17 protein-coding genes are annotated in these 19,227 nt (G+C 61.2%); 11 read left to right on the top strand and 6 right to left on the bottom strand.

Annotated elements, in window-relative coordinates; all coding sequences use genetic code 11:
* The gene (locus AC0L2C_RS00605) at positions 1-210 is read left to right on the top strand and encodes a hypothetical protein (protein ID WP_473522456.1); all 210 of its coding nucleotides are present in this window, start codon (positions 1-3) and stop codon (positions 208-210) included.
* A gap of 221 nt (positions 211-431) precedes the next feature.
* On the opposite strand, the gene AC0L2C_RS00600 is transcribed toward AC0L2C_RS00605, so the two are convergent.
* From AC0L2C_RS00600 to AC0L2C_RS00590, 3 genes are all read right to left on the bottom strand, one after another.
* Positions 432-605 carry a hypothetical protein gene (locus tag AC0L2C_RS00600; protein WP_167366274.1) on the bottom strand — a complete coding sequence of 58 codons (174 nt, stop codon included), beginning with the start codon at positions 603-605 and terminating at the stop codon, positions 432-434.
* Between the two features lie 32 nt (positions 606-637).
* Complete coding sequence (locus tag AC0L2C_RS00595) at positions 638-1,765, bottom strand: WD40 repeat domain-containing protein (protein ID WP_287227283.1); 1,128 nt, start codon at positions 1,763-1,765, stop codon at positions 638-640.
* Between the two features lie 336 nt (positions 1,766-2,101).
* Complete coding sequence (locus AC0L2C_RS00590) at positions 2,102-2,578, bottom strand: hypothetical protein (protein WP_128167865.1); 477 nt, start codon at positions 2,576-2,578, stop codon at positions 2,102-2,104.
* 562 nt (positions 2,579-3,140) lie between these two features.
* On the opposite strand from AC0L2C_RS00590, the gene AC0L2C_RS00585 reads away from it, so the two are divergent.
* The 8 genes from AC0L2C_RS00585 to AC0L2C_RS00550 all read left to right on the top strand — a co-directional run bounded on the left by AC0L2C_RS00585 (position 3,141) and on the right by AC0L2C_RS00550 (position 12,121).
* Positions 3,141-4,814, top strand: coding sequence for an aromatic/alkene/methane monooxygenase hydroxylase/oxygenase subunit alpha (locus AC0L2C_RS00585; protein ID WP_023799652.1), 1,674 nt, complete (start codon positions 3,141-3,143; stop codon positions 4,812-4,814).
* Between the two features lie 54 nt (positions 4,815-4,868).
* Positions 4,869-5,930, top strand: a complete 1,062-nt coding sequence (locus AC0L2C_RS00580) for a 2Fe-2S iron-sulfur cluster-binding protein (protein ID WP_473522455.1) — start codon at positions 4,869-4,871, stop codon at positions 5,928-5,930.
* Between the two features lie 50 nt (positions 5,931-5,980).
* Positions 5,981-7,039: an aromatic/alkene monooxygenase hydroxylase subunit beta gene (locus AC0L2C_RS00575; protein ID WP_023799650.1), complete on the top strand. Its 1,059-nt coding sequence runs from the start codon at positions 5,981-5,983 to the stop codon at positions 7,037-7,039.
* A gap of 17 nt (positions 7,040-7,056) precedes the next feature.
* The gene (locus AC0L2C_RS00570) at positions 7,057-7,428 is read left to right on the top strand and encodes an MmoB/DmpM family protein (RefSeq protein ID WP_023799649.1); all 372 of its coding nucleotides are present in this window, start codon (positions 7,057-7,059) and stop codon (positions 7,426-7,428) included.
* Positions 7,429-7,501: 73 nt separating this feature from the next.
* Positions 7,502-8,524, top strand: coding sequence for an amidohydrolase family protein (locus AC0L2C_RS00565; protein WP_128167863.1), 1,023 nt, complete (start codon positions 7,502-7,504; stop codon positions 8,522-8,524).
* 5 nt (positions 8,525-8,529) lie between these two features.
* Positions 8,530-9,330: an iron-sulfur cluster assembly protein gene (locus AC0L2C_RS00560; RefSeq protein ID WP_128167862.1), complete on the top strand. Its 801-nt coding sequence runs from the start codon at positions 8,530-8,532 to the stop codon at positions 9,328-9,330.
* 77 nt (positions 9,331-9,407) lie between these two features.
* Positions 9,408-11,039, top strand: coding sequence for a molecular chaperone GroEL (groEL, locus tag AC0L2C_RS00555; RefSeq protein WP_128167861.1), 1,632 nt, complete (start codon positions 9,408-9,410; stop codon positions 11,037-11,039).
* Positions 11,040-11,077: 38 nt separating this feature from the next.
* Positions 11,078-12,121 (top strand): NAD(P)-dependent alcohol dehydrogenase, encoded by a 1,044-nt coding sequence (locus AC0L2C_RS00550; RefSeq protein ID WP_027156423.1) that lies wholly within the window; start codon positions 11,078-11,080, stop codon positions 12,119-12,121.
* Positions 12,122-12,308: 187 nt separating this feature from the next.
* Here AC0L2C_RS00550 and AC0L2C_RS00545 read toward each other — a convergent pair whose 3' ends face one another.
* From AC0L2C_RS00545 to AC0L2C_RS00535, 3 genes are all read right to left on the bottom strand, one after another.
* A complete protein-coding gene (locus AC0L2C_RS00545) occupies positions 12,309-14,384 on the bottom strand; it encodes a sigma-54-dependent Fis family transcriptional regulator (protein WP_473522454.1) in 2,076 nt (691 codons plus the stop codon).
* 130 nt (positions 14,385-14,514) lie between these two features.
* Positions 14,515-14,988 carry a hypothetical protein gene (locus tag AC0L2C_RS00540; protein ID WP_128167859.1) on the bottom strand — a complete coding sequence of 158 codons (474 nt, stop codon included), beginning with the start codon at positions 14,986-14,988 and terminating at the stop codon, positions 14,515-14,517.
* Between the two features lie 268 nt (positions 14,989-15,256).
* Positions 15,257-15,907: a GntR family transcriptional regulator gene (locus tag AC0L2C_RS00535; protein WP_128167928.1), complete on the bottom strand. Its 651-nt coding sequence runs from the start codon at positions 15,905-15,907 to the stop codon at positions 15,257-15,259.
* Positions 15,908-16,107: 200 nt separating this feature from the next.
* On the opposite strand from AC0L2C_RS00535, the gene AC0L2C_RS00530 reads away from it, so the two are divergent.
* Both AC0L2C_RS00530 and AC0L2C_RS00525 read left to right on the top strand, forming a co-directional pair.
* The gene (locus AC0L2C_RS00530; RefSeq protein ID WP_287172014.1) at positions 16,108-17,502 is read left to right on the top strand and encodes a malonyl-CoA decarboxylase; all 1,395 of its coding nucleotides are present in this window, start codon (positions 16,108-16,110) and stop codon (positions 17,500-17,502) included.
* 22 nt (positions 17,503-17,524) lie between these two features.
* Positions 17,525-19,045 (top strand): malonate--CoA ligase, encoded by a 1,521-nt coding sequence (locus AC0L2C_RS00525; protein WP_473522453.1) that lies wholly within the window; start codon positions 17,525-17,527, stop codon positions 19,043-19,045.
* Positions 19,046-19,227 lie beyond the last annotated feature (182 nt).

Here is a 19,227-nt window from a genome sequence, read left to right as displayed (position 1 = left end):
ATGGCGATCCGTCGAAAAGCCGAGGAAGCTGGTATTTTCGATTCGTCCGAGTTGGCTCTGCTGGCTCGGGCGTTCGAGCAGCTCAAGCTTGAAGGTCAATCGACTGGTCAGCGTGAGGCGCTCGCGTCTCGGATTATTGCCAACTACATGGCCGGCGTGACCGACGAGACAGAACTGATTTCCCTATCAAGGCAGCCGTTGGGCCGATAGCGCCGCCCTCTTGGCGGTCCGCCGCTGGGTGAGGGCGCGTAACGGGGGCTCCGCCGCACCCGACCAGCAAGCCGGCTCCCAATGTGCTCCGTGATGGACACTGCCAGTCGCAATCTGAAGGAATGGCATGCACAGCCAGCTCTGCGCAAACCTGTACGGCGAATCCGCCTGAAAGCTCCTTCGGAGCTTTGGCTTTTCGAGCGCATTGATTGGTCGTGAGTTTAGTTGGTCTTCAACTGGCCGACGCGGTTTTCGGCAATCCAGCGGGCGGCAAGCACCAATGCGCCCATACTGAAATCCTTGCCGTGTTTGGCCACCATTTCTTCCGACAGCTTGGCGAGCCGTTCGAAGAATTCGTCCTTGCTCTCGTCCTCGGGGGTGGGTTCGGTTTGCATTTTGTGCTCCTTTTGCATGCGGCCTGCCTTTGCTATTTGAACATCTGTGCGGGAAAGGTGACGATCGCGGCGGCGCCGTCGACTCCGCCCACTGCCAGGTGGCGTCCGTCGCCGGACCAGGCAAGCGCGGTCACCGCGCTGCCCAGCGGCCTGACGAGGAGTTCGTCTCGCGCGCCGATCTGGGCGATGGTGATCCGGCCGTTGGCATAGCCGGCCGCAATCAGTTTTTTCTCCGGGTGCGCAGCCACTGTCTCGACCGGAACCAGCCCGGCTCGGCCAGTCTCCAGCGCGCCCGAGGTGTCGCCGTCAAGTGGCGGAGCGGTCATCGACCAGCCGGCGATCCGGAAGGCGCCCGACGCAAACAGCGCATGCTCCGGCCGGCTCCAGCACAGTGTCCTGACCGGCGATGGAAAACCCGCGACGATGCCGTAGCGATCATCGGTCATGCTGACCAGGGCAAAGCCGCCTGTTTCGAGCCCACAGGCCAGCCATGTGCCGTCGCCACTCCAGCGGATCGACACCGGGCGCGCCGAAAAAGAAACGTCGCGTATCGGGGTAGCGTCGCCGTCGACCGCCCAGATCGATAGTCCATCATCCCGGCCGCAGGCTAGGCGCCTTCCGCCTGGCGAAAAGGCAAGCGCACCCGTGGACGGTGTCGCATCGTATCGCAGTCGTACTGCATCGCCTTGGCCGCGTGCCAGGAAGACATCCTGGCCGTTGCTCACGGCTGTGATGGTCGTCCGGGGGTTGTGGTCGACGGCGACGACTGGCCCGTCGATCTTGACCAGCGTCTCCATCACATTGCCGTCCGCGGCCAGATGCACCGCTTCGCCAGCCGCCGTTCCAACGAGGAAGCCGAAGGAAAAATAGCTGGCGAGCGGGACGCCTCCATCCCCCAACGCAGCGGTGGCGATCAATGGTGCCGGTGGCTTCTCCCGCGGGCGGATCGTCGTCTGGCCGAGATCGCCGCTCACCCTGATCCGCGATTCCGGCGGCTCCTGGTCCGCGACCGCGGCTATGGCGACCGTTCCGTCCACGCTGGTGCATGCGACAGCCGAGCCATCGGCGCTGAAGCGCAGGTTGGCGATCGCCGACGGGCGACGCCAGCTTCGCGCCAGCAGGTCGAACAAGGTCAGGTTCTGTATCGCGTGCTGGTTCATGACCATTCCCTTCGTCAGTTACCCACCGTCCGCGCGAGGCTGCGGTCGACGTCCTCGACGTCGGCTTCCGCGGCGGCGATGCGTTGCTCGCACCTCGCGCCTTCCTGCATGACCGCCGCGGCTCTCTCCTCCGCCTCATGCAAATCCTGCACCAGTTGCGCGCTGGCGCCGCTCCTGCCGATTCGAGTTCCAGGCGCAGCACCTCCATCTCGATACCGGCGCGTTTCTGATCGAGCCGCAGCGCCTCGGCAGTCAGCGCGGAGACTTTGGCGACAAGATCGAGCCGGCGGGCGAGCAACATGTCACGCCTGGTAGTTTGCCCCATCGGATCCTCCATCATTTTTCGGCCCCAGCCGTCGGTCCGGGTGGTTTTTCGAAAGCCGATAGCAATTTGGGCAATGTGCCGGCCTGCGACTGGAACTGTTTTTCGGCCGTTTCGATGTGGCTCTTGAACTGATCCCAGATGTCGACGCGGATCATCGATGTCGTATCGCCGGTAAGGCGCTCGATCTCCTCGACGCGGAACTGCCGCGACAGCGAAACGCCGGAAAACACGAAGTCGCGCAACAGGATCGCATGGTTCTCGATGAACAGATGGATCATCGGATGCGTTTCCGTGGTGACGCCGCCGGCGGCAAGCTCGGCCCGGATGAAGTCCTGGAAGTGGCTCTGGAGGCGATGTTGGCTCTCGCCCATAAAGCGCATGACAAAGACCAGGTCACTGGGCATCAGCCTGACAAGATCGCCGGTGACGCCATCAGCGTGGCTGGACATTGGCTCGGGCTGCCTCCGGCTGTCTTTGTCGTTCGCCACGGTTTTTCTCCAGTGCGAGGCCCGTCCGTGAGCCATCGCCCTCAAATAGTAGAGAAAGGAGAAGAATAAAATAGATGATGTGTGTTTTTCAAATTTGCTGCGAATGCTAACTTGATATATCGCAATTGCGAATAGATATTAAATATTACATGCGTACGTTACAACTGTAAAAGAACGTTACAGTTGCCGTCCTCTTCATGTGCCGAAAGGGCGGCGATTTGTTTTTAGCGTCAGGCACGGGCGCCATTTTCAAGTTGGCACGGCGCTTGCTTTATACATTTCCACAAGAAGCCCATCGCGCTTTTGACGCGGTGCCAAAAGAACGAAGGAACGGAGGAAGCAGGTCACCTCGCTTCGATACGCCCATCGCATATGCGGTTGGCTCCGCGGTCCCTGCCAGACGCCTCGAGAACCTTTGCCACGATCCACTTGAATGGCCGGACCATGAGTCGCGCCTGACTGCGCAACCCTTTGTCGTGCCGTTCGCACTCTCACTAGCGGTGCTGTGCGCCGCTCCATGCCGGGGGTCAAGGGACCTGCGGCTCAAACCTGGTGGAGGCTTATGACCATGACGTCTCTGACGCTCAACAAGATTACCTCGCAACGCGGAATCTCCGTCGGCGAGGCAACCAAGAAGATTGCCGATCTCGGCTGGAATCCTTCCTACGTCCAGGAAGCGATGACGTTTCCGACGGACTACAAGATCAACAAGACGCCGCGCGACCCGATGAAGCAGGTCCTGCGGTCCTACTTCCCGATGCAGGAAGAGAAGGACAACCGGGTCTACGGCGCGCTGGATGCGGCGCTGCGCGGCGACATGTTCCGCAATGTGGAACCGCGCTGGGTCGAGTGGATGAAACTCTTTCTGGCGATCATTCCCTTCCCGGAAATTTCGGCTGCCCGCTCGATGGCGATGGTCGCCCGTATCGCCCCTGGCGAGGAACTCAGGACCGGCTTCACGATGCAGATGATCGACGAGTTCCGGCACTCGACGATCCAGATGAACCTGAAGAAATGGTACATGGAGAACTACATCGATCCGGCTGGCTTCGACATCACCGAGGAAGCCTTCGGCAAATGCTACGCCACGACTATCGGCCGGCAGTTCGCGGAAGGTTTCATCACCGGCGACACCATGACTGCCGCCTGCATGTACCTGACCGTGGTGGCCGAAACCGCCTTCACCAACACGCTCTTTGTCGCCATGCCTTCGGAAGCCGCCCGCAACGGCGACTATGCGCTGCCGACCGTCTTCCTGTCGGTGCAGTCGGACGAGAGCCGGCATATCGGTAATGGCCACTCACTGCTGATGGCGGCTCTCAAGGAGCCGGAAAATCATCTGCTGCTCGAGCGCGACCTGCGCTATGCCTTCTGGCAGAACCACGCGATCGTCGATGCGGCCATCGGCACCTTCATCGAATACGGCACCACCAACCGCGACAAGAACAAGGAGTCTTACGCGGAAATGTGGCACCGCTGGATCTATGAGGATTACTACCGCACCTACATGCTGCCGCTCGAGAAATACGGCATCAAGGTCCATCACGACGACGTCCAGGCGGCCTGGGAACGCATCACCAAGAAGAACTATGTCCACAAGGTCGGACAGTTCTTCGCGGTCGGCTGGCCGGTCAACTTCTGGCGCATCGAAGCCCAGACCGACAAGGACTTCGAGTGGTTCGAGCACAAATATCCGGGCTGGTACGCCGAATTCGGCGACTTCTGGAAATGGTACGCCAAGCTCAGCCACAAGGGCGAGAAGGTACTGCTGTTCAACAGCGACGTCGGCTACGTCTATCCACATCGCTGTTGGTCCTGCCTTGTTCCCTGCCTGATCCGCGAGGATATGGTGGTCGGCGAGATCGACGGCCAGTTGCACACCTTCGCCCACGAACTCGACAAGTGGACTGCCACCGTGGCGTTCGCCGACGAATATCAGGGCCGTCCGACACCCGCGATGGGCCGCTTCAGCGGCAAGCGCGAATGGGAGACGCTCTATGACGGCTGGGATCTGGCCGATGCCATCAAGGACCTGAACTTCGTCCGCTCCGACGGCAAGACGCTGGTCCCGCAGCCGCATATGCGTTTCGCCGACAAGGAGATGTGGACGCTGGACGACGTGCGAGGCAACAAGCTCGGGTCGCCGCTCAACGCGCTGCGTGCCATGTCACCCGCGGACCGTGAGAAGCACCTGGCGGAATACCGGGCCGGCTTCACGATCACCCCCTGCAACTGATCAGGCCAAAGGGGGGCGGGTTCGTCCCGCCCCTTCCTTTCACTGGAGGTCCGTATGTCGGAAACCCACACGGTCAGGCTCAGCCCGGTCGGCGTCGAATTTGATGTCGAAAATGGCGAAACGGTACTCAACGCCGCTTTCCGCCAGGGCATCACCCTGCCGCACGGCTGCAAGGAAGGGCAATGCTCGGCCTGCAAGAGCGTGTTGCTCGAAGGCGAAGTCGACATGCTGAAATACTCGACTTTCGCGCTGAACGACATGGAGAAGGAGAGCGGCCACGTCCTTTTGTGCCGCTGCATCGCCTACTCCGATCTGGAAGTCGAGCTTCTCAACTACGACGAGGAGATTTTGGCGAAAGCGATCGCCGTGAAGACGTTCAACGGCCGGATTGCTCTGATCGAGCACCTGACCCACGACATTCGCGGCATCGAGATCGAACTCGGCTCGCCGATAAAGTTCTGGGCGGGGCAATATGTCGACATCACGGTTACCACGGAAAAAGGGGAGACGATTACGCGCTCGTTCTCCATGGCAAATACGCCGGACCAAACCGAAAAACTCTGCTTCATCATCAAAAAATACCCTGAGGGAAAGTTCTCTGGAGAACTCGATTCCGGAGGAATCAAGGTTGGAGCCGAAGTCACCGTCGTCGGACCCTACGGAACCTGTTTCCGTCGGGAAGAACGGCAAGGACCCCTAGTCCTGGTCGGCGCCGGCTCGGGCATGTCGCCGATCTGGTCGATCCTCAACGACCATCTGAAGAGCGGCGAGAAACGTCCGGTCTATTTCTTCTACGGTGCCAGGACCCGCAACGACCTGTTCTATCTCGACAGGATCGCCGAGCTGGTCGGCCAGCATTCGGATGTCACTTTCATTCCCGTGCTGTCGCACGCGACTGATGACGCCGAATGGGAAGGCGAACGCGGTTTCGTACACCAGAGTGTCGATGCCAAGCTCAAGCAACTTGCGGTCGACGGGCAGGGCGATGTCCATGCCTGTGGCCCGCCACCGATGATTGATGCGCTTCAGCCGGTTTTATTCATGAACGGGTTCGAGACGGAGCGGATCTTCTTCGACAAGTTCACCACATCGACAGGTGCTACGCCGACCCACTGAGGGGACGGCCACGCAACTGCAACCACAACTGCAACAAGGGAGTGAAGACTATGCCAGCTATCTCGAGTTCAGTCGGATCCGGAGCCGCCGGCGCGGCGATCTTTGCCGATTCCGACAGCCGGAAGTACCGGTATTTCGACCCGAAGGGCCAGCGCGCCACGCACTACGAAGACATGACGGTCGACGTGCAGCCTGACCCGGAGCGTTACCTGATCCAGGACTGGATCATCTCCTTTGCCGACGGCAAGGGCGCTTATGTCAAGCAGAACACTGCTGCGCAGAGCTCCAACTGGCATGCCTTTCGCGCCCCCGATCAGGAATGGGAACGCACGCACTACCAGCGCCAGTCGAAAATCGAGACGATGGTGCAGAGCGTCATCAACAACGCCCGCAAGTCGGGGGCGCCCAAGACCTTCGACAAGGCCTGGGTCAAGATTCTGCAGACGCAGCTCGGCGCCTGGAAGCACTCCGAATTCGGGCTCGGCACCTCGCTGATGCAGGCGCAGCGTTACGGCTACACCCAGATGATCAACAACGCGACGCTGACCAACTCGTCCTACAAGCTGCGGCTTGCCCAGGACATCACGCTCTACCTTGCCGAGATCGGCATGGACCTTCCCGGCTGGGACGACGAACTTGGCAAGAAGGCCTGGCTCGAGGACAACAACTGGCAAGGTACCCGCGAGGCGGTCGAAACCATCATGGGCGCGACCGACTATCTCGAACAGTATTTCGCCATCAACATCGTCTTCGAGCCGCTGGTCGGGGAAGCATTCCGCTCAGGCTTCCTGATGCAGATCGCCGCCGCCAACCACGACTTCATAACGCCTGCGGTGATCTCGGCCGCCGAGGCCGACTACGAACGCAACCTCGCCAACACGATCGACCTCATGCACATGCTCGCCAACGACGAGAAGCACGGCGCGGCGAACAAGAAGCTCTTCCAGGGCTGGGTCGAGAAACACGGCGCGCTCGCCGACAAGGCAGCCACCGGCCTGCAGCCGATCTGGTCGATGCCGCATTCCAAGCCGGTCGCATTTGCGGATGTCCGTGCCAAATCCGAGGAACGGATTGGTCAGATACTCCGCGAACTTGGCCTCAAGCGCTGACACAGGGAGAAACCGTCATGTCAACTGCAGCACGCGACGCATCGCAATCCAACATCTTCAGGGCGATGAAGGACATCACCTTCGAACAGACGATTTCGCATCAGTGCGGCGTCACCATGAACGACTCGGTGGAAGCCAGGGCCATCGCTGAATTCATGGGCCTGAAGCCGAACGTGACCGTAACCTACCAACCGGCGATGATCCGGATCGACGGCACCGGCAAACTGATCTTCAAAATGGACGAGATCAGCGAATATCTCGGCCGCGAGATGACGGCGGAAACGTTCGAGGTCAACAGCTCGACCCACTACGGGCGGATGGTGCGCATCGACGACAACACCGTGATCCTGTTCGGCAACATGGACGAGATGTTCGAATACATCGAATAGCCAGCAAAAAATCAGGCGTGCCGGCTGGTTGCGGCACGCCGAACCGATCAACACGCATCTTGCGGAGGAAAGAATGTTTAGGACACCGGAAGGCAAGGATATTTTCGTGGTCGACGGCCACACCCATTTCTGGGACGGCAGCCCGGAAAACCAGAAGAATATTCACGGCAAGCAGTTTATCGATTGCTTCTACGCCTATCACACGGGGATGAGCCCCAAGGACCAGCTGTGGGAGAAGAGCAAGTTCGAGAAATACAGTGCCGACGATCTCTATCGCGACCTGTTCATCGACGGTCCAGATGACATGGCGATCGTCCAGTCGACCTATCTCAAGGACTTCTACAAGAACGGCTTCAACACGATCGAGCGCAACGCCGAGGTGGCCAAGCGTTATCCGGAGCGTTTCATCGTCAACGGCGCCTTCGATCCGCGGGACGGTGAGAAGGCGCTTGAGTACATCCATTTCCTCAAGGAGACCTACGACGTCAAGGGCGTGAAGATGTACACGGCCGAATGGAACGGCGCCTCCAAGGGCTGGAAGCTCACCGATCCCGATGCCTACAAATGCTTCGAACTCTGCGACAAGCTTGGCATCAGGAACATTCACGTCCACAAGGGCCCGACGATCCTGCCGCTCTCGAAGGATGCGTTCGACGTGCATGACGTCGATCATGCGGCGACGGATTTCCAGGGCCTCAACTGGATCATCGAGCATTGCGGCCTGCCGCGTCTTGACGATTTCTGCTGGATCGCGACCCAGGAAACCAACGTCTATGGCGGGCTTGCGGTAGCGCTGCCCTTCATCCATTCCCGCCCGCGCTATTTCGGCGAGGTCATCGCCGAACTGCTGTTCTGGATCGGGCCGGAGAAAATCCTGTTCGGTTCCGACTACGCGATCTGGACGCCACGCTGGCTGGTCGAGAAATTCTGGGCCTACCAGATCCCCGACGACATCGCCGCAGAACGCGGCGTGCAACTGACCGACGAGATCAAGGAGAAGATCCTCGGTCTTAATGCCGCGCGTCTCTACAACATCGACATCGCAGCCAAGAAGAAGGCGCTCGCCAGTTCGCCCTTCAGCATCGCGGCGGAGTAGGGGCCATGGCAACCGCCGCCAGCGTTTCCGGCAACCGCGAGAAGGAGCTCTGGCGGTGCCTTGGTGAGGTCAATGACCCCGAACTCGACGAACCGATTACCGAGATGGGCTTCGTCGAGCGAGCCGTGATGACGGGCGATGGCAGCGTGGAGATAGATTTCCGCCTGCCGACCTACTGGTGCTCGCCCAACTTCGCGTTCCTGATGCTGGACGGCGTCCGCAAGGCGCTCGACCAACTCTCATGGTCGCCGGCCTATCGCGTCAAGCTGCACGACCACATGTTCGCGGAAGAGGTCAATCGCGGCATGGCAGCCGGCAAGACATTCGGCGATATTTTCGCTGAACTTGCCGAGGATCAGGATCTCGGCGCCTTGCGCGAAACCTTCAGGATGAAGGCATTCAAGCGGCGCCAGGAGGCGGTTTTGCGGGGCCTTCGGCAGCATGGTCTGACGGATCGGGAAATCCTCGGCATGGACCTGCCGGCATACGACGTCGCGCGGCTCGAGGCGGGCGAAGCGGCCAAACAGAAGCCGAGATACCGGGCGGCTCTGATCGAGCGTTTTCCTGGCCGCCGGGCGGATGATCCTGTCTTCGTGACCTGGGAAGGGCAACGCATACAGACTGCCGCACTCGGCGCCCATCTCGCTGAACTGCGCGGTGTGCGCGTCAATATGGAGTTCAACGGCGCGCTTTGCCGTGGGCTCAAGCAGACCAGATACAAGGAACTTCATGTGGTCGACGGCGAACCGACACTGGTCGATTTCATCATGGATCGCGTGCCGGCACGAGCCGCGCCGACCGCCTGAAGTAGAGCCGAAAACAACGGCCTCCCTTGCACGAGGCCCCTAACCAACAACCCGCCCGTAAGGCGGAAGGAGGAATCATGCCCAAAATAATGCTTCACAACTCCGACGCCCGTCGTGCTCTCGCCCGTGGCGTCTTTCGGCTGGCCGCTGCCGTCGAGCCGACGCTCGGCCCCAAAGGCATGAACGCGATGATCGATCGGCCGATCGGCACGCCGATGGTGACCCGTGACGGCGTCAGCATCGCCTCCGAGATCGAATTGCACGACCGTTTCGAAAACATGGGCGCGCAGGTCGTTCGCGAAGTGTCGATGCAAACCAACGAGGTCGCCGGCGACGGTACCACGACTGCCATCGTGCTCGCCAACGCTCTCATCCAGGGCGGTGTGGAAGCGAATGAACGCGGCGTGAAATCCGTCGATCTGTGCAAGGGTATCGACCTTGCCGTGACAGCGGTGGTGGCGGCGCTCAAGGCTTCGGCCAAACCGGCTAAGGGCAACGGCATTCTCGCCTCGGTCGCCAACATTGCGGCGACCAATACCAAGCTTGGCGCACTGGTGGCGGAAGCCCACCAGCGGGTGGGGGCCGAAGGCGTCATCACCACGGACTTCAGCGTCACCACCGAGACCACGCTCGATGTGGTCGAGGGCATGTCCTTCGACCGCGGCTATCTCTCTCATCACATGGTGACTGACCAGGAGAAGATGGAGGCTGTTCTCGAACGGCCGTACATCCTGATGACCGATCTCAAGATCAAGCAGCCCGAGGCGCTGGATGCGGCTCGCCGCATTGCCGCCGAGGATGGTCGGCCGCTGCTGATCGTGTCCGAGGAAATGTCGCCGGAAGTCGTGGTAACGCTGCTCGGCAAGCAAGGACCTGGAAAATACCTCGTTGTCCATCCGCCGGAATATGGCCATTGGCGCAAGGCGATGATGGAGGATCTGGCGATCATCACCGGCGGCAAGGTGATCGCGCGCGACCTCGGCGGTCGGCTGGAGGACATCACCGCCGACGATCTCGGAACGGCTGACCGGGTGAAGACCAGTTCGTCCTACACCTCGATCATCCGCGGCGGCGGCGACCACGCGGCAATCGCGTCGCGTCGCGCTCAGGTGCAGCGGCAGTATGAAGCTTCGCCGCCGAATATCGATCAGGACAAGTTGCGCGAACGCCTGGCCAAGCTTTCTGGCGGCACCGCGATTCTCTATGCCGGCGGTGTCACGCCGGTCGAGCAAAAGCGAACCATTCAGCTCATCGAGGATTCGCTGAATGCGGTGCGCGCCGCATCCGAAGAGGGCGTGGTCGCCGGAGGTGGCTCGGCGCTTGCCCAGATCGCGCCGCTGCTCGACAAGGTGGCGGCAGACGTCGACGGCGATGTCGCCGAAGGCGTGCGCCTGGTGCGATCGGTGCTGTCGCGGCCGCTCTGGCGCATAGCCGTCAATGCCGGCGCCGATCCCGAAGCGGTCGTGGCGGAAGTCACGCGCATCAACGGCGGCTACGGCTACAACGCGTCTGCCGGCAGCTACCAGAACATGTTCGAGGCAGGGATCATTGATCCGGTCCGCGTCACCTACACAGCACTCGCCAACGCAGCTTCGGTGGCGACGCTGATCCTGACCACCGAAACGCTGATCGGCCATCTCGCCGAGGACGAGGACCCGACGGCCGGACCGGCTCGCGGTGGCGGCTCTGAAAAGCTCGGCCGCGCCTGAAGCAATCCGAACAATCTCGACGTTGAAAGGATACGACGATGAAAGCTGCCAGACTTTACGAATACGACCCGCATATGAACGTCCAGCTCAGGGTCGAGGAGGTCAAGGCGCCGACCATTACCGCTCCCGACGAGGTCATAGTGCGGGTAGGTGCTGCCGGCCTCTGCCGAACCGACCTCCACATCATCGAGGGTGTGTGGAAGCCGACCATGGATCCAGAGGGGACGCTGCTGCCTTACATCATGGGCCATGAAAATGCAGGCTGGGTCGAGGAGGTCGGCAGCGGCGTCAGGTCGGTCAAGCGCGGTGACGCCGTGATCTGCCACCCCTTCCGCTCGTGCGGCATCTGCCTCAACTGCCGCCACGGCGAGGATATGTACTGCGATAACGGCCAATTTCCGGGCCTCGGCATGAACGGCGGTTTCGCGGAGTATTTCATCACCAGCGAGCGTTCGTTGATCAAGCTGAACGCCAACGTCACGCCGATCGAGGTGGCGCCGCTTGCCGACGCCGGCATCACCGCTTATCGCGCCGCCAAGCGCGCCGCCAAACTGCTGCGACCAGGGAGCTATTGTGTGCTGCTCGGCATAGGCGGGCTCGGCCACATCGCGCTGCAATCGCTGCACGCGATCTCGGGCTGCCGCATCATCGCCGTCGATCGCGAGCCGGCAGCACAGGTGCTGGCCAAGGATCTCGGCGCCGACTTCGTCCTCGATGGCGGGCCGAACGTCATCGAGGAGGTCAGCCAGATCACCGGCGGAGGCGCCCATGTGGTCATCGATTTCGTCGGCGAGCTCGGCGTCGAAAACATCTGCTGGAAGATGGTGCGCAAGGGCGGGCAACTGTTCGTCGTCGGCTATGGCGGCAATATCAATGTGCCGACCGCCCATCTCGTCATCGAGGAGATCAACATCGGCGGCAGCCTGGTCGGCAATTTCACCGAGCTTGTCGAACTGATGGAGCTCAACGCCGACGGCAAGGTGAAGATGCACTACACCGAATACAACCTTGCCAGCATCAACACTGCGCTCGACGATTTCAAGAACCGCCGGTTCACCGGCCGCGGCGTCATCGTGCCCTGAAATATATGGGCCGGATTTCGCGCGGTCGGGTGCGGTGTCCGGTCACATCTAGAGGGAGAGAAAGGGTCCGGGCGGCATCACCAAGATCGGCGCGGCTGTGGCAATTTCGCTGACCATTGGCATGACTTTCCCCAGCCAGTGGCGCGAATGCCGCTCGGCGCTTTTGTGCCGGTGACGGGTTCTGATCCTAGAGGAAACCGCGGCGGATGCCGTATTGGTCGAGTTTGCGATAGAGTGTCGGCCGGGAAATACCGAGCCGCCGCGCGACCCGACTGAGATTGCCGCCCTCGGCCGCCAATGCGTTCTTCATCGCCTGGCGTTCCGCCTCGACGAGTGTGCCTCCAGGCGACTCGGCCGACAGGGTCTTGCCATCATCGGACGTGGCGCTGGGCGCCGCGATTTCACCGGGGAGATCGTGGAGCCCGATATCTCGGCCCCGCGCCAGGACATGCAACCGCCCGATGAGGTTCCTCAGTTCGCGTACATTGCCCGGCCATTGATAGGCGAGCAGGGCATCGAGCGCTTCTTGGGAAAATTCCAGCGGGTCCTCGCCCGCTGCGGTGGCGATCTGCCGGTTGAAATGTTCGACCAGCAGCAGCACATCCTCGCCACGCTCGCGCAGCGGTGGAACAGTGATCGAAACCGCGCCAATTCGATAGTAGAGATCGCGGCGGAATCGGCCTGTGGCAATTTCCTGCTTGAGATCGCGATTGGTCGAGGCGACCAGGCGCACGTCCACCGGGCGGCCCCGGCTGTCGCCAATGCGGTTGACCACGCGCTCTTCCAGGACACGCAGCAGAAACGGCTGGATCTCGAGCGGCAATTCGCCGATCTCGTCGAGACTGAGGACGCCGCCATGGGCGAGCTCGAAAACCCCCGGTTTGCCTTCACGCGAGGCGCCGGTAAAGGCGCCGGCGACATGGCCGAACAACTCGCTGCCGAACAGGTCCCTGGTGATCGCCCCGCAATTCATGGCGATGAACGGATCGTTCGCCGTGCGCCGGCCGCCGGCATGGACAAGCCGCGCAAACAGCTCTTTCCCGACCCCTGTTTCACCCTCGACCAACAGCGATGTTACGCTGCTCGACCGGGCGACGCGGCGGGCGACGTCGATGGCGGCATGCAGCGCTTCGCTTTCGCCGACGATCATGGCGACAGCATCCTGAAGATGCTTGTTCACTTCCCGGTGGACCACCGCCGCACTGGAGACTGCCGGCACGGAGGGGAACACCAGCGCCGCGCCGCGGAGGTCGCCATCGAGCTTGAGCGGGGTGATATGGCAGGATCGCAGATGGGCCGGCAGCGCCCTGGCAAGGTCGGCTTCGGAGCCGGAGGACGGAAGGTTCATCAGCCAGCGGCCACGGCCTGGCTCCATCGGGCCGTCCATCATCTCAGTGGCCTCGCCATCAGGCACATTGTTGCAGAAGATGGCACGACCGCGGTGGTCGACGATTACCAGCCCGTCCTTTCGGCGGTAGCCGGGAGCCGATGAAATGAAAGCTTCGAGCAGGCGCGTGCGCTGTTCCTGCTGCTGTTCGGCCAATGCCTTTTCGATCTGCCGGGCTGTCGCGGCGACGAGCGCGGTGTTGTGCGGCCTGAAGATCGGCGAATAGCCTGACAGGTCGACCACACCGATGATCTTGCCGTCCAGCGGGTCGCGAATCGGCGCGCCGGCGCAGGTCCAGGATTTGATGCCGGCACAGAAATGCTCGGCCGCATGCACGAAAGTCGGCTCGCCGGTCCACAGCGCCGTACCGATGCCGTTCGTCCCGACGGCATCCTCGTTCCATTTGCCGCCGATGGCCAAGTGGATATCCATGCCGTCATGCAGCGTCTTCTTGTCGCCGATGGCGTCGATCAGCACGCCGTCGCTGTCGGCCAGAACCAGCATCGCGCCGGTCCCGTCCAGTAACTGGCCAAGCGATGCGAACGACCGCCGCGCCGCCGAAAGCAGTTCTGCATTGGCCCGGGTAAGATATTCGATTTCGTCGCGATCACTGCTCAGCGGCGCTTCAATGCCTTGAGCGTTGATGCCGCCGGTGGCACTGCGATACCAGGAATCGTGAATGAGGGAGCGGACGTGGCTTGGGTGGACAGCATCGCCGGCGCATTTGGGCTCGTCAGCCAGGAAACTTTCCCAGGCGCGCATGGTGGCATGCTCGTCATAGTCGATGTTGCTCAGAGCCATTTGGCCGGTGGTCAGCGACCTACGCGCCGGAAGGGCATCGATCTTCATCTGATTGGGGGCTATCTCGCGTTTCATTCAGTCATCACAGAACCTTTGTTTCATTCAGTCATCACAAAACCTTTGAGGCATGCCATTTCTGTATGCTGTCGCGTTCGTAGGCTGCCGCGAGTTGGACGTGAAGAAGCACGCCCAGGCGTTAGCCTGATCAGTTGATGCCGAGTTTCGCGCCGATGTCGAAGGCAAGCTGTTCTTCGGTATAGGTGGCAGCGAGGCGGGATCCGTCCATGTCGGCAAGCGCCTCGGCAACGATTTCGTCGACCGGAGAGAAGAAGCCATTCTGCTTTGTAGCCAGCACGAAGACCTGGTCGCCGCCGCGGTCGCGGATATCGCCGATGTGATGAAGTTGACGGCCGGTGTTCCGATCCTTCGAAATGACGCGGCCGTTCATGGTGACTTGGATGGACGGCTTGGCCTCGGCAACCGGTGCCGCGCCGCCACCGACATGGATGATCAGGCCTTCCGCCTTTGGTTGCTGTCGTGGCTTCCTGGAAGCTGAATAGCCGCCACCGCTGATCTGGTCGGCAAGGCGGACGATGGTCGAGCGGTTCTGCTCGATCAGTCTTTTGACGTGTGCGTCCTCGCGCCGCGGGCCATCCCGCTTGGAGATAATCTCGACCATGAATCCTCCCAGATTCGCTCCGCGTCGCCGTTTCTACGGCTCAATTCTTCTTTTGCGGTGAACCCTACACCGCCTCGGCGAAGTTCGCCATTCATATCAAGATAGCGCCAAAATTTGCTTTGCTGGTAGCAGGCGGCTGCTACACGGGATTTCCGATAACCGGAACGCCCGCTTGCTCAGATGCACGCCCGCTGCCATGCCGGCCTCGGCATGCGGCTTGACTTCATTGAGGCGACGGTGAAAGGCGAGAGGCTCGACTTGCGACGGACTATCTGCTCGCCAGCGTCGCTACAAGATCGCTGAAGCGTTCGCCCTGGATGCTGACATGCTGCCGCAGGAGCGTGCGCGCCTGCTCCGCGTCGCCGGCGAGGATTGCTTCCACGATCGCGCCATGCTCGGCGAACGACGTGGCAACGCGGTTGCGCACGCGCAGTTGGAGACGCCTGTAGGGCTGCAGACGGCGGTGCAGTGCGACGCACTGCTCGGCCAGAAAACCGCTGTGGCTGGCAGTGTAGATAGCTTTGTGAAAGCGTTCGTTATCGTAATAATAGGCGTCGCTGTCGCCGGCCGAAGACGAACGCTCGCAATCTGCATGCGCGGCCAGGATGGTTGTGCGATCGGCATCGGTGAACCGTCGCGCGGCCAGCGAACCGGCCAAGCCTTCAAGTTCCGCCATCACCTCGAACATTTCGAAAATGCGGTGCGGTCCCGGATCGATCACCACGGCACCCCGGCGCGGCCGGATCTCCACCAGCCCGATTGCGTTCAACTGCATCAGCGCCTCGCGCACCGGCGTCCTCGACACGCCGAAGCGTGTTGCCAATTGCACCTCGTCCAGTCGTGCACCGGGGGCGAAGTCGTTCGAGATTATGCCGTTTTCAATCTCGTCACGTAGGCGCTGAACGACATTCTCCGACATTTTCTGGGCCTTCCAATGCAGCATGATAAATCTTGTATGCAAGAACATTGACTTTGCGTACAATAACGTTTAAGAACAATACCACAAAAGGCAAGTCGCACACAAATGGGTGGACGCATCCGAGCACCCGGCACGCGTCGAGGCCGCGCGGCGGGTCTGCTTGCGCCGATTTCGATTTTTTTGCCAGGAGGGACTCCGACATGGCAGGCATCTCGTTCTTTAGCGATATGGTGCAAAGCATTACCGATCGCGGCCGCAGGCTGGTTGCGGCAGGGGCGCGCAGCGAACCGGTCCAAGCCGAGACGAATATCGAAACACTCTGCGACATGCTGCTGTCCAGCCGGGGCGAGGCCTCGGGCATGGCATTGGCCGCCGAGGTCCTTCAGCGCTGGGCCCAACTGGACGCGGCCGGTCAGCAAGACTTCGCGCGTATGCTGCACGAACAGTTCGGCCCAGACATCGCCAAGCTTGACAAAGCCATCGAGCGCTACCGCAGCGACAGGAGCTCGGACGCCGTCATCGAACTGCACCAGGCCGCCGAGCCGCGTCGCCAGGAACTGGTGCGCAGACTGAACCTGGCCCCCAAAGGCACGGCAAGGCTGGTGGAGATGCGCGAACGCCTATTAGCCATGAAGGATGCGACGGAACCGTTTCGCGCTGTCGATGCCGACTTCGCCCACCTGTTCGGCTCATGGTTCAACCGCGGTTTTCTGACCCTGCGTCCGATCGACTGGTCCACGCCAGCTGACATCCTGGAGAAGATCATCAAATACGAGGCGGTGCATGAAATCGCCGGCTGGGAGGAGCTGCGGCGGAGGCTAGCTCCAGCCGACCGCAGATGCTTTGCGTTCTTCCACCCGCGTCTCGCAGACGATCCGCTGATCTTCGTCGAGGTTGCGCTGACCAGGGCGATTCCCTCTGCCATCGCTGATGTGCTCGATGTAAACCGTTCGCCGATCACGGCCCAGGACGCCACCACCGCTGTCTTCTATTCTATCTCCAACTGCCAGGACGGACTGCGTGGCATCTCTTTCGGGAATTTTCTGATCAAGCAGGTGGTGGAGGATTTGCGCCGCGACCTGCCCGGCTTGAAGACCTTCGTGACGCTGTCGCCGGTTCCGGGTTTCGCTGGCTGGCTGGCAAGACTGCGCAAGGCGGCCGATGCCAGCCTCGATGATCGGACCCTCAAGACGCTCGAGCTGCTGGACGATCCGGGCTGGGCGGACAATCCGCAGAAGGCACAGGCCGTTGAAGCGGTGCTTCTCCCGCTCGCCGCACGCTATTTCATTAGGGAACGAGCCACCGGCAGACGGCCGGTCGATCCTGTGGCGCGTTTTCATTTGGGCAACGGCGCTCGCCTTGAACGGCTGAACTTCCTCGCCGATCGCTCCGCCAAGGCGATGCGGCAGTCCCACGGCTTGATGGTCAACTACTTTTACAAGTTGGACGACATCGAGGCGAACCACGAAGCCTTGGCGCAGCATGGCGAAATAGCCGCTTCGCCGGAGGTAAGAAAACTGGCGGCAACCGCTTCGACCGACACCGATATCGCGGCCCCGGTTCATCGACGCCGCACCGAAATGCAGAAAACCTAATAAGCAGATTGGGAGGAGTTCAATGAGCAATCATCTGTTCGACGCCATGCGAGCATCCGCTAAGTCAGGCGAGTCGATTTTCATCGAGACTATTGATGGTCAGCGTTGGACCTATGCAGATGCGCTGCGGCTCTCCGGACAGATCGCCAGCGCAATTGATGTGCTCGGCGTTCGCCCGGGCGACCGCGTCGCGGTCCAGGTGGACAAGAGCCCGCAGGCTCTGATGCTCTATCTCGCATGCGTGCGCTGCGGGGCGATCTATCTGCCGCTGAATACCGCCTATACGCTGGCTGAACTCGACTATTTTATCGGTGACGCCGAACCGCGGCTCGTCATCGTCTCCTCGAAGTCGCGAACTGATGTCGAGACGATCGCGCACGGCTACGGCGCGATTGTCGAAACGCTCGATGCGGACGGCGCCGGGTCGCTCATGGAGTTGGCCCGGGACGAGTCTGACGATTTTCTCGACGCGGCGCGCGCGCCTGACGATCTCGCCGCGATCCTGTACACATCTGGAACCACCGGCCGTTCCAAGGGCGCAATGCTGACGCACGACAACCTTTTGTCCAATGCAATAGCACTGCGCGAATGGTGGCAGGCGACGGCAGCCGACCGGCTGATCCACGCGCTGCCGATTTTTCACACGCATGGGCTCTTCGTGGCGACCAATGTAACACTCATCGCCGGCGCCTCGATGTTTCTGCTGCCAAAGTTCGATCCGGAGGAAATCCTTTCTCTGATGCCGCGGGCGACGCTGATGATGGGCGTGCCGACCTTCTATGTCCGGTTGCTGCAGCATGAGGGCCTGAACCGGGAGACGGTCGCCAACATCAGGCTGTTCATCTCCGGCTCGGCGCCGTTGCTCGCTGAAACGCACGCCGCATTCGAGCAGCGCACCGGTCACGCCATTCTCGAACGCTACGGCATGACCGAAACCAACATGAACACCTCAAACCCCTATGACGGCGAGCGAAGGGCAGGGACAGTAGGTTTCCCACTCCCGGGCGTGTCGGTGAGGGTCACCGATCCGGCCACCGGCGAGACGCTCGGACCAGGCAAAACCGGCATGATCGAGATCAAGGGCCCGAACGTTTTCCGGGGTTATTGGCGGATGCCTGAAAAGACCGCGGCGGAGTTCACCAAGGACGGCTATTTCATCAGCGGCGACCTCGGCAAGATCGATGAGGCGGGCTATCTCCACATCGTCGGCCGCGACAAGGACCTGGTGATCTCCGGCGGCTACAACATCTACCCGAAGGAAGTCGAGGGTGAGATCGATCAACTCGACGGCGTCGCCGAGAGTGCGGTCGTCGGCATTGCACATCCGGATTTCGGCGAGGGGGTGACGGCCATCGTGGTGCTCAAGCCCGGTGCCACAATGGACGAAAAGGCCGTGCTGAACGCGCTGCGCGACCGCCTCGCGCGCTACAAGCAGCCGAAACGGGTGATCTTCGCCGAGGACCTTCCGCGCAACACCATGGGAAAGGTGCAGAAGAACCTTCTGCGCGACCGGTTCAGCAACCTTTACATGCCCGCCTCCTAGAGCATGATGCCGAAAAGTGTGAAGCGGTTTTCGGACGACATCATGCTCTATCTCTTTGATTTAGAGCCGGATTCAGATTTCAGGTCGACTCCTGAAATCATCCGGCTCTAGGAGGCGCTGACGACCCTGCGTTGGTGCTTGGGAGCGAGACCAACGCAGGCTGATCTACCACCGATGGAAAT

Source organism: Mesorhizobium sp. WSM4845, assembly GCF_055811455.1.
The sequence above is the reverse complement of the archived record's forward strand: the minus strand, read 5'-3'. Positions and strand labels throughout refer to the sequence as shown.

Coding starts and splice junctions, on each gene's coding strand:
- AC0L2C_RS00600 (WP_167366274.1), bottom strand. CDS start 605: ATGCAAACCGAACCCACCCCCGAGGACGAGAGCAAGGACGAATTCTTC.
- AC0L2C_RS00585 (WP_023799652.1), top strand. CDS start 3,141: ATGACCATGACGTCTCTGACGCTCAACAAGATTACCTCGCAACGCGGA.
- AC0L2C_RS00560 (WP_128167862.1), top strand. CDS start 8,530: ATGGCAACCGCCGCCAGCGTTTCCGGCAACCGCGAGAAGGAGCTCTGG.
- AC0L2C_RS00595 (WP_287227283.1), bottom strand. CDS start 1,765: ATGAACCAGCACGCGATACAGAACCTGACCTTGTTCGACCTGCTGGCG.
- AC0L2C_RS00535 (WP_128167928.1), bottom strand. CDS start 15,907: ATGTCGGAGAATGTCGTTCAGCGCCTACGTGACGAGATTGAAAACGGC.
- AC0L2C_RS00570 (WP_023799649.1), top strand. CDS start 7,057: ATGTCAACTGCAGCACGCGACGCATCGCAATCCAACATCTTCAGGGCG.
- AC0L2C_RS00550 (WP_027156423.1), top strand. CDS start 11,078: ATGAAAGCTGCCAGACTTTACGAATACGACCCGCATATGAACGTCCAG.
- AC0L2C_RS00565 (WP_128167863.1), top strand. CDS start 7,502: ATGTTTAGGACACCGGAAGGCAAGGATATTTTCGTGGTCGACGGCCAC.
- AC0L2C_RS00580 (WP_473522455.1), top strand. CDS start 4,869: ATGTCGGAAACCCACACGGTCAGGCTCAGCCCGGTCGGCGTCGAATTT.
- AC0L2C_RS00605 (WP_473522456.1), top strand. CDS start 1: ATGGCGATCCGTCGAAAAGCCGAGGAAGCTGGTATTTTCGATTCGTCC.
- AC0L2C_RS00540 (WP_128167859.1), bottom strand. CDS start 14,988: ATGGTCGAGATTATCTCCAAGCGGGATGGCCCGCGGCGCGAGGACGCA.
- AC0L2C_RS00525 (WP_473522453.1), top strand. CDS start 17,525: ATGAGCAATCATCTGTTCGACGCCATGCGAGCATCCGCTAAGTCAGGC.
- AC0L2C_RS00545 (WP_473522454.1), bottom strand. CDS start 14,384: ATGAAACGCGAGATAGCCCCCAATCAGATGAAGATCGATGCCCTTCCG.
- AC0L2C_RS00530 (WP_287172014.1), top strand. CDS start 16,108: ATGGCAGGCATCTCGTTCTTTAGCGATATGGTGCAAAGCATTACCGAT.
- AC0L2C_RS00575 (WP_023799650.1), top strand. CDS start 5,981: ATGCCAGCTATCTCGAGTTCAGTCGGATCCGGAGCCGCCGGCGCGGCG.
- groEL (WP_128167861.1), top strand. CDS start 9,408: ATGCCCAAAATAATGCTTCACAACTCCGACGCCCGTCGTGCTCTCGCC.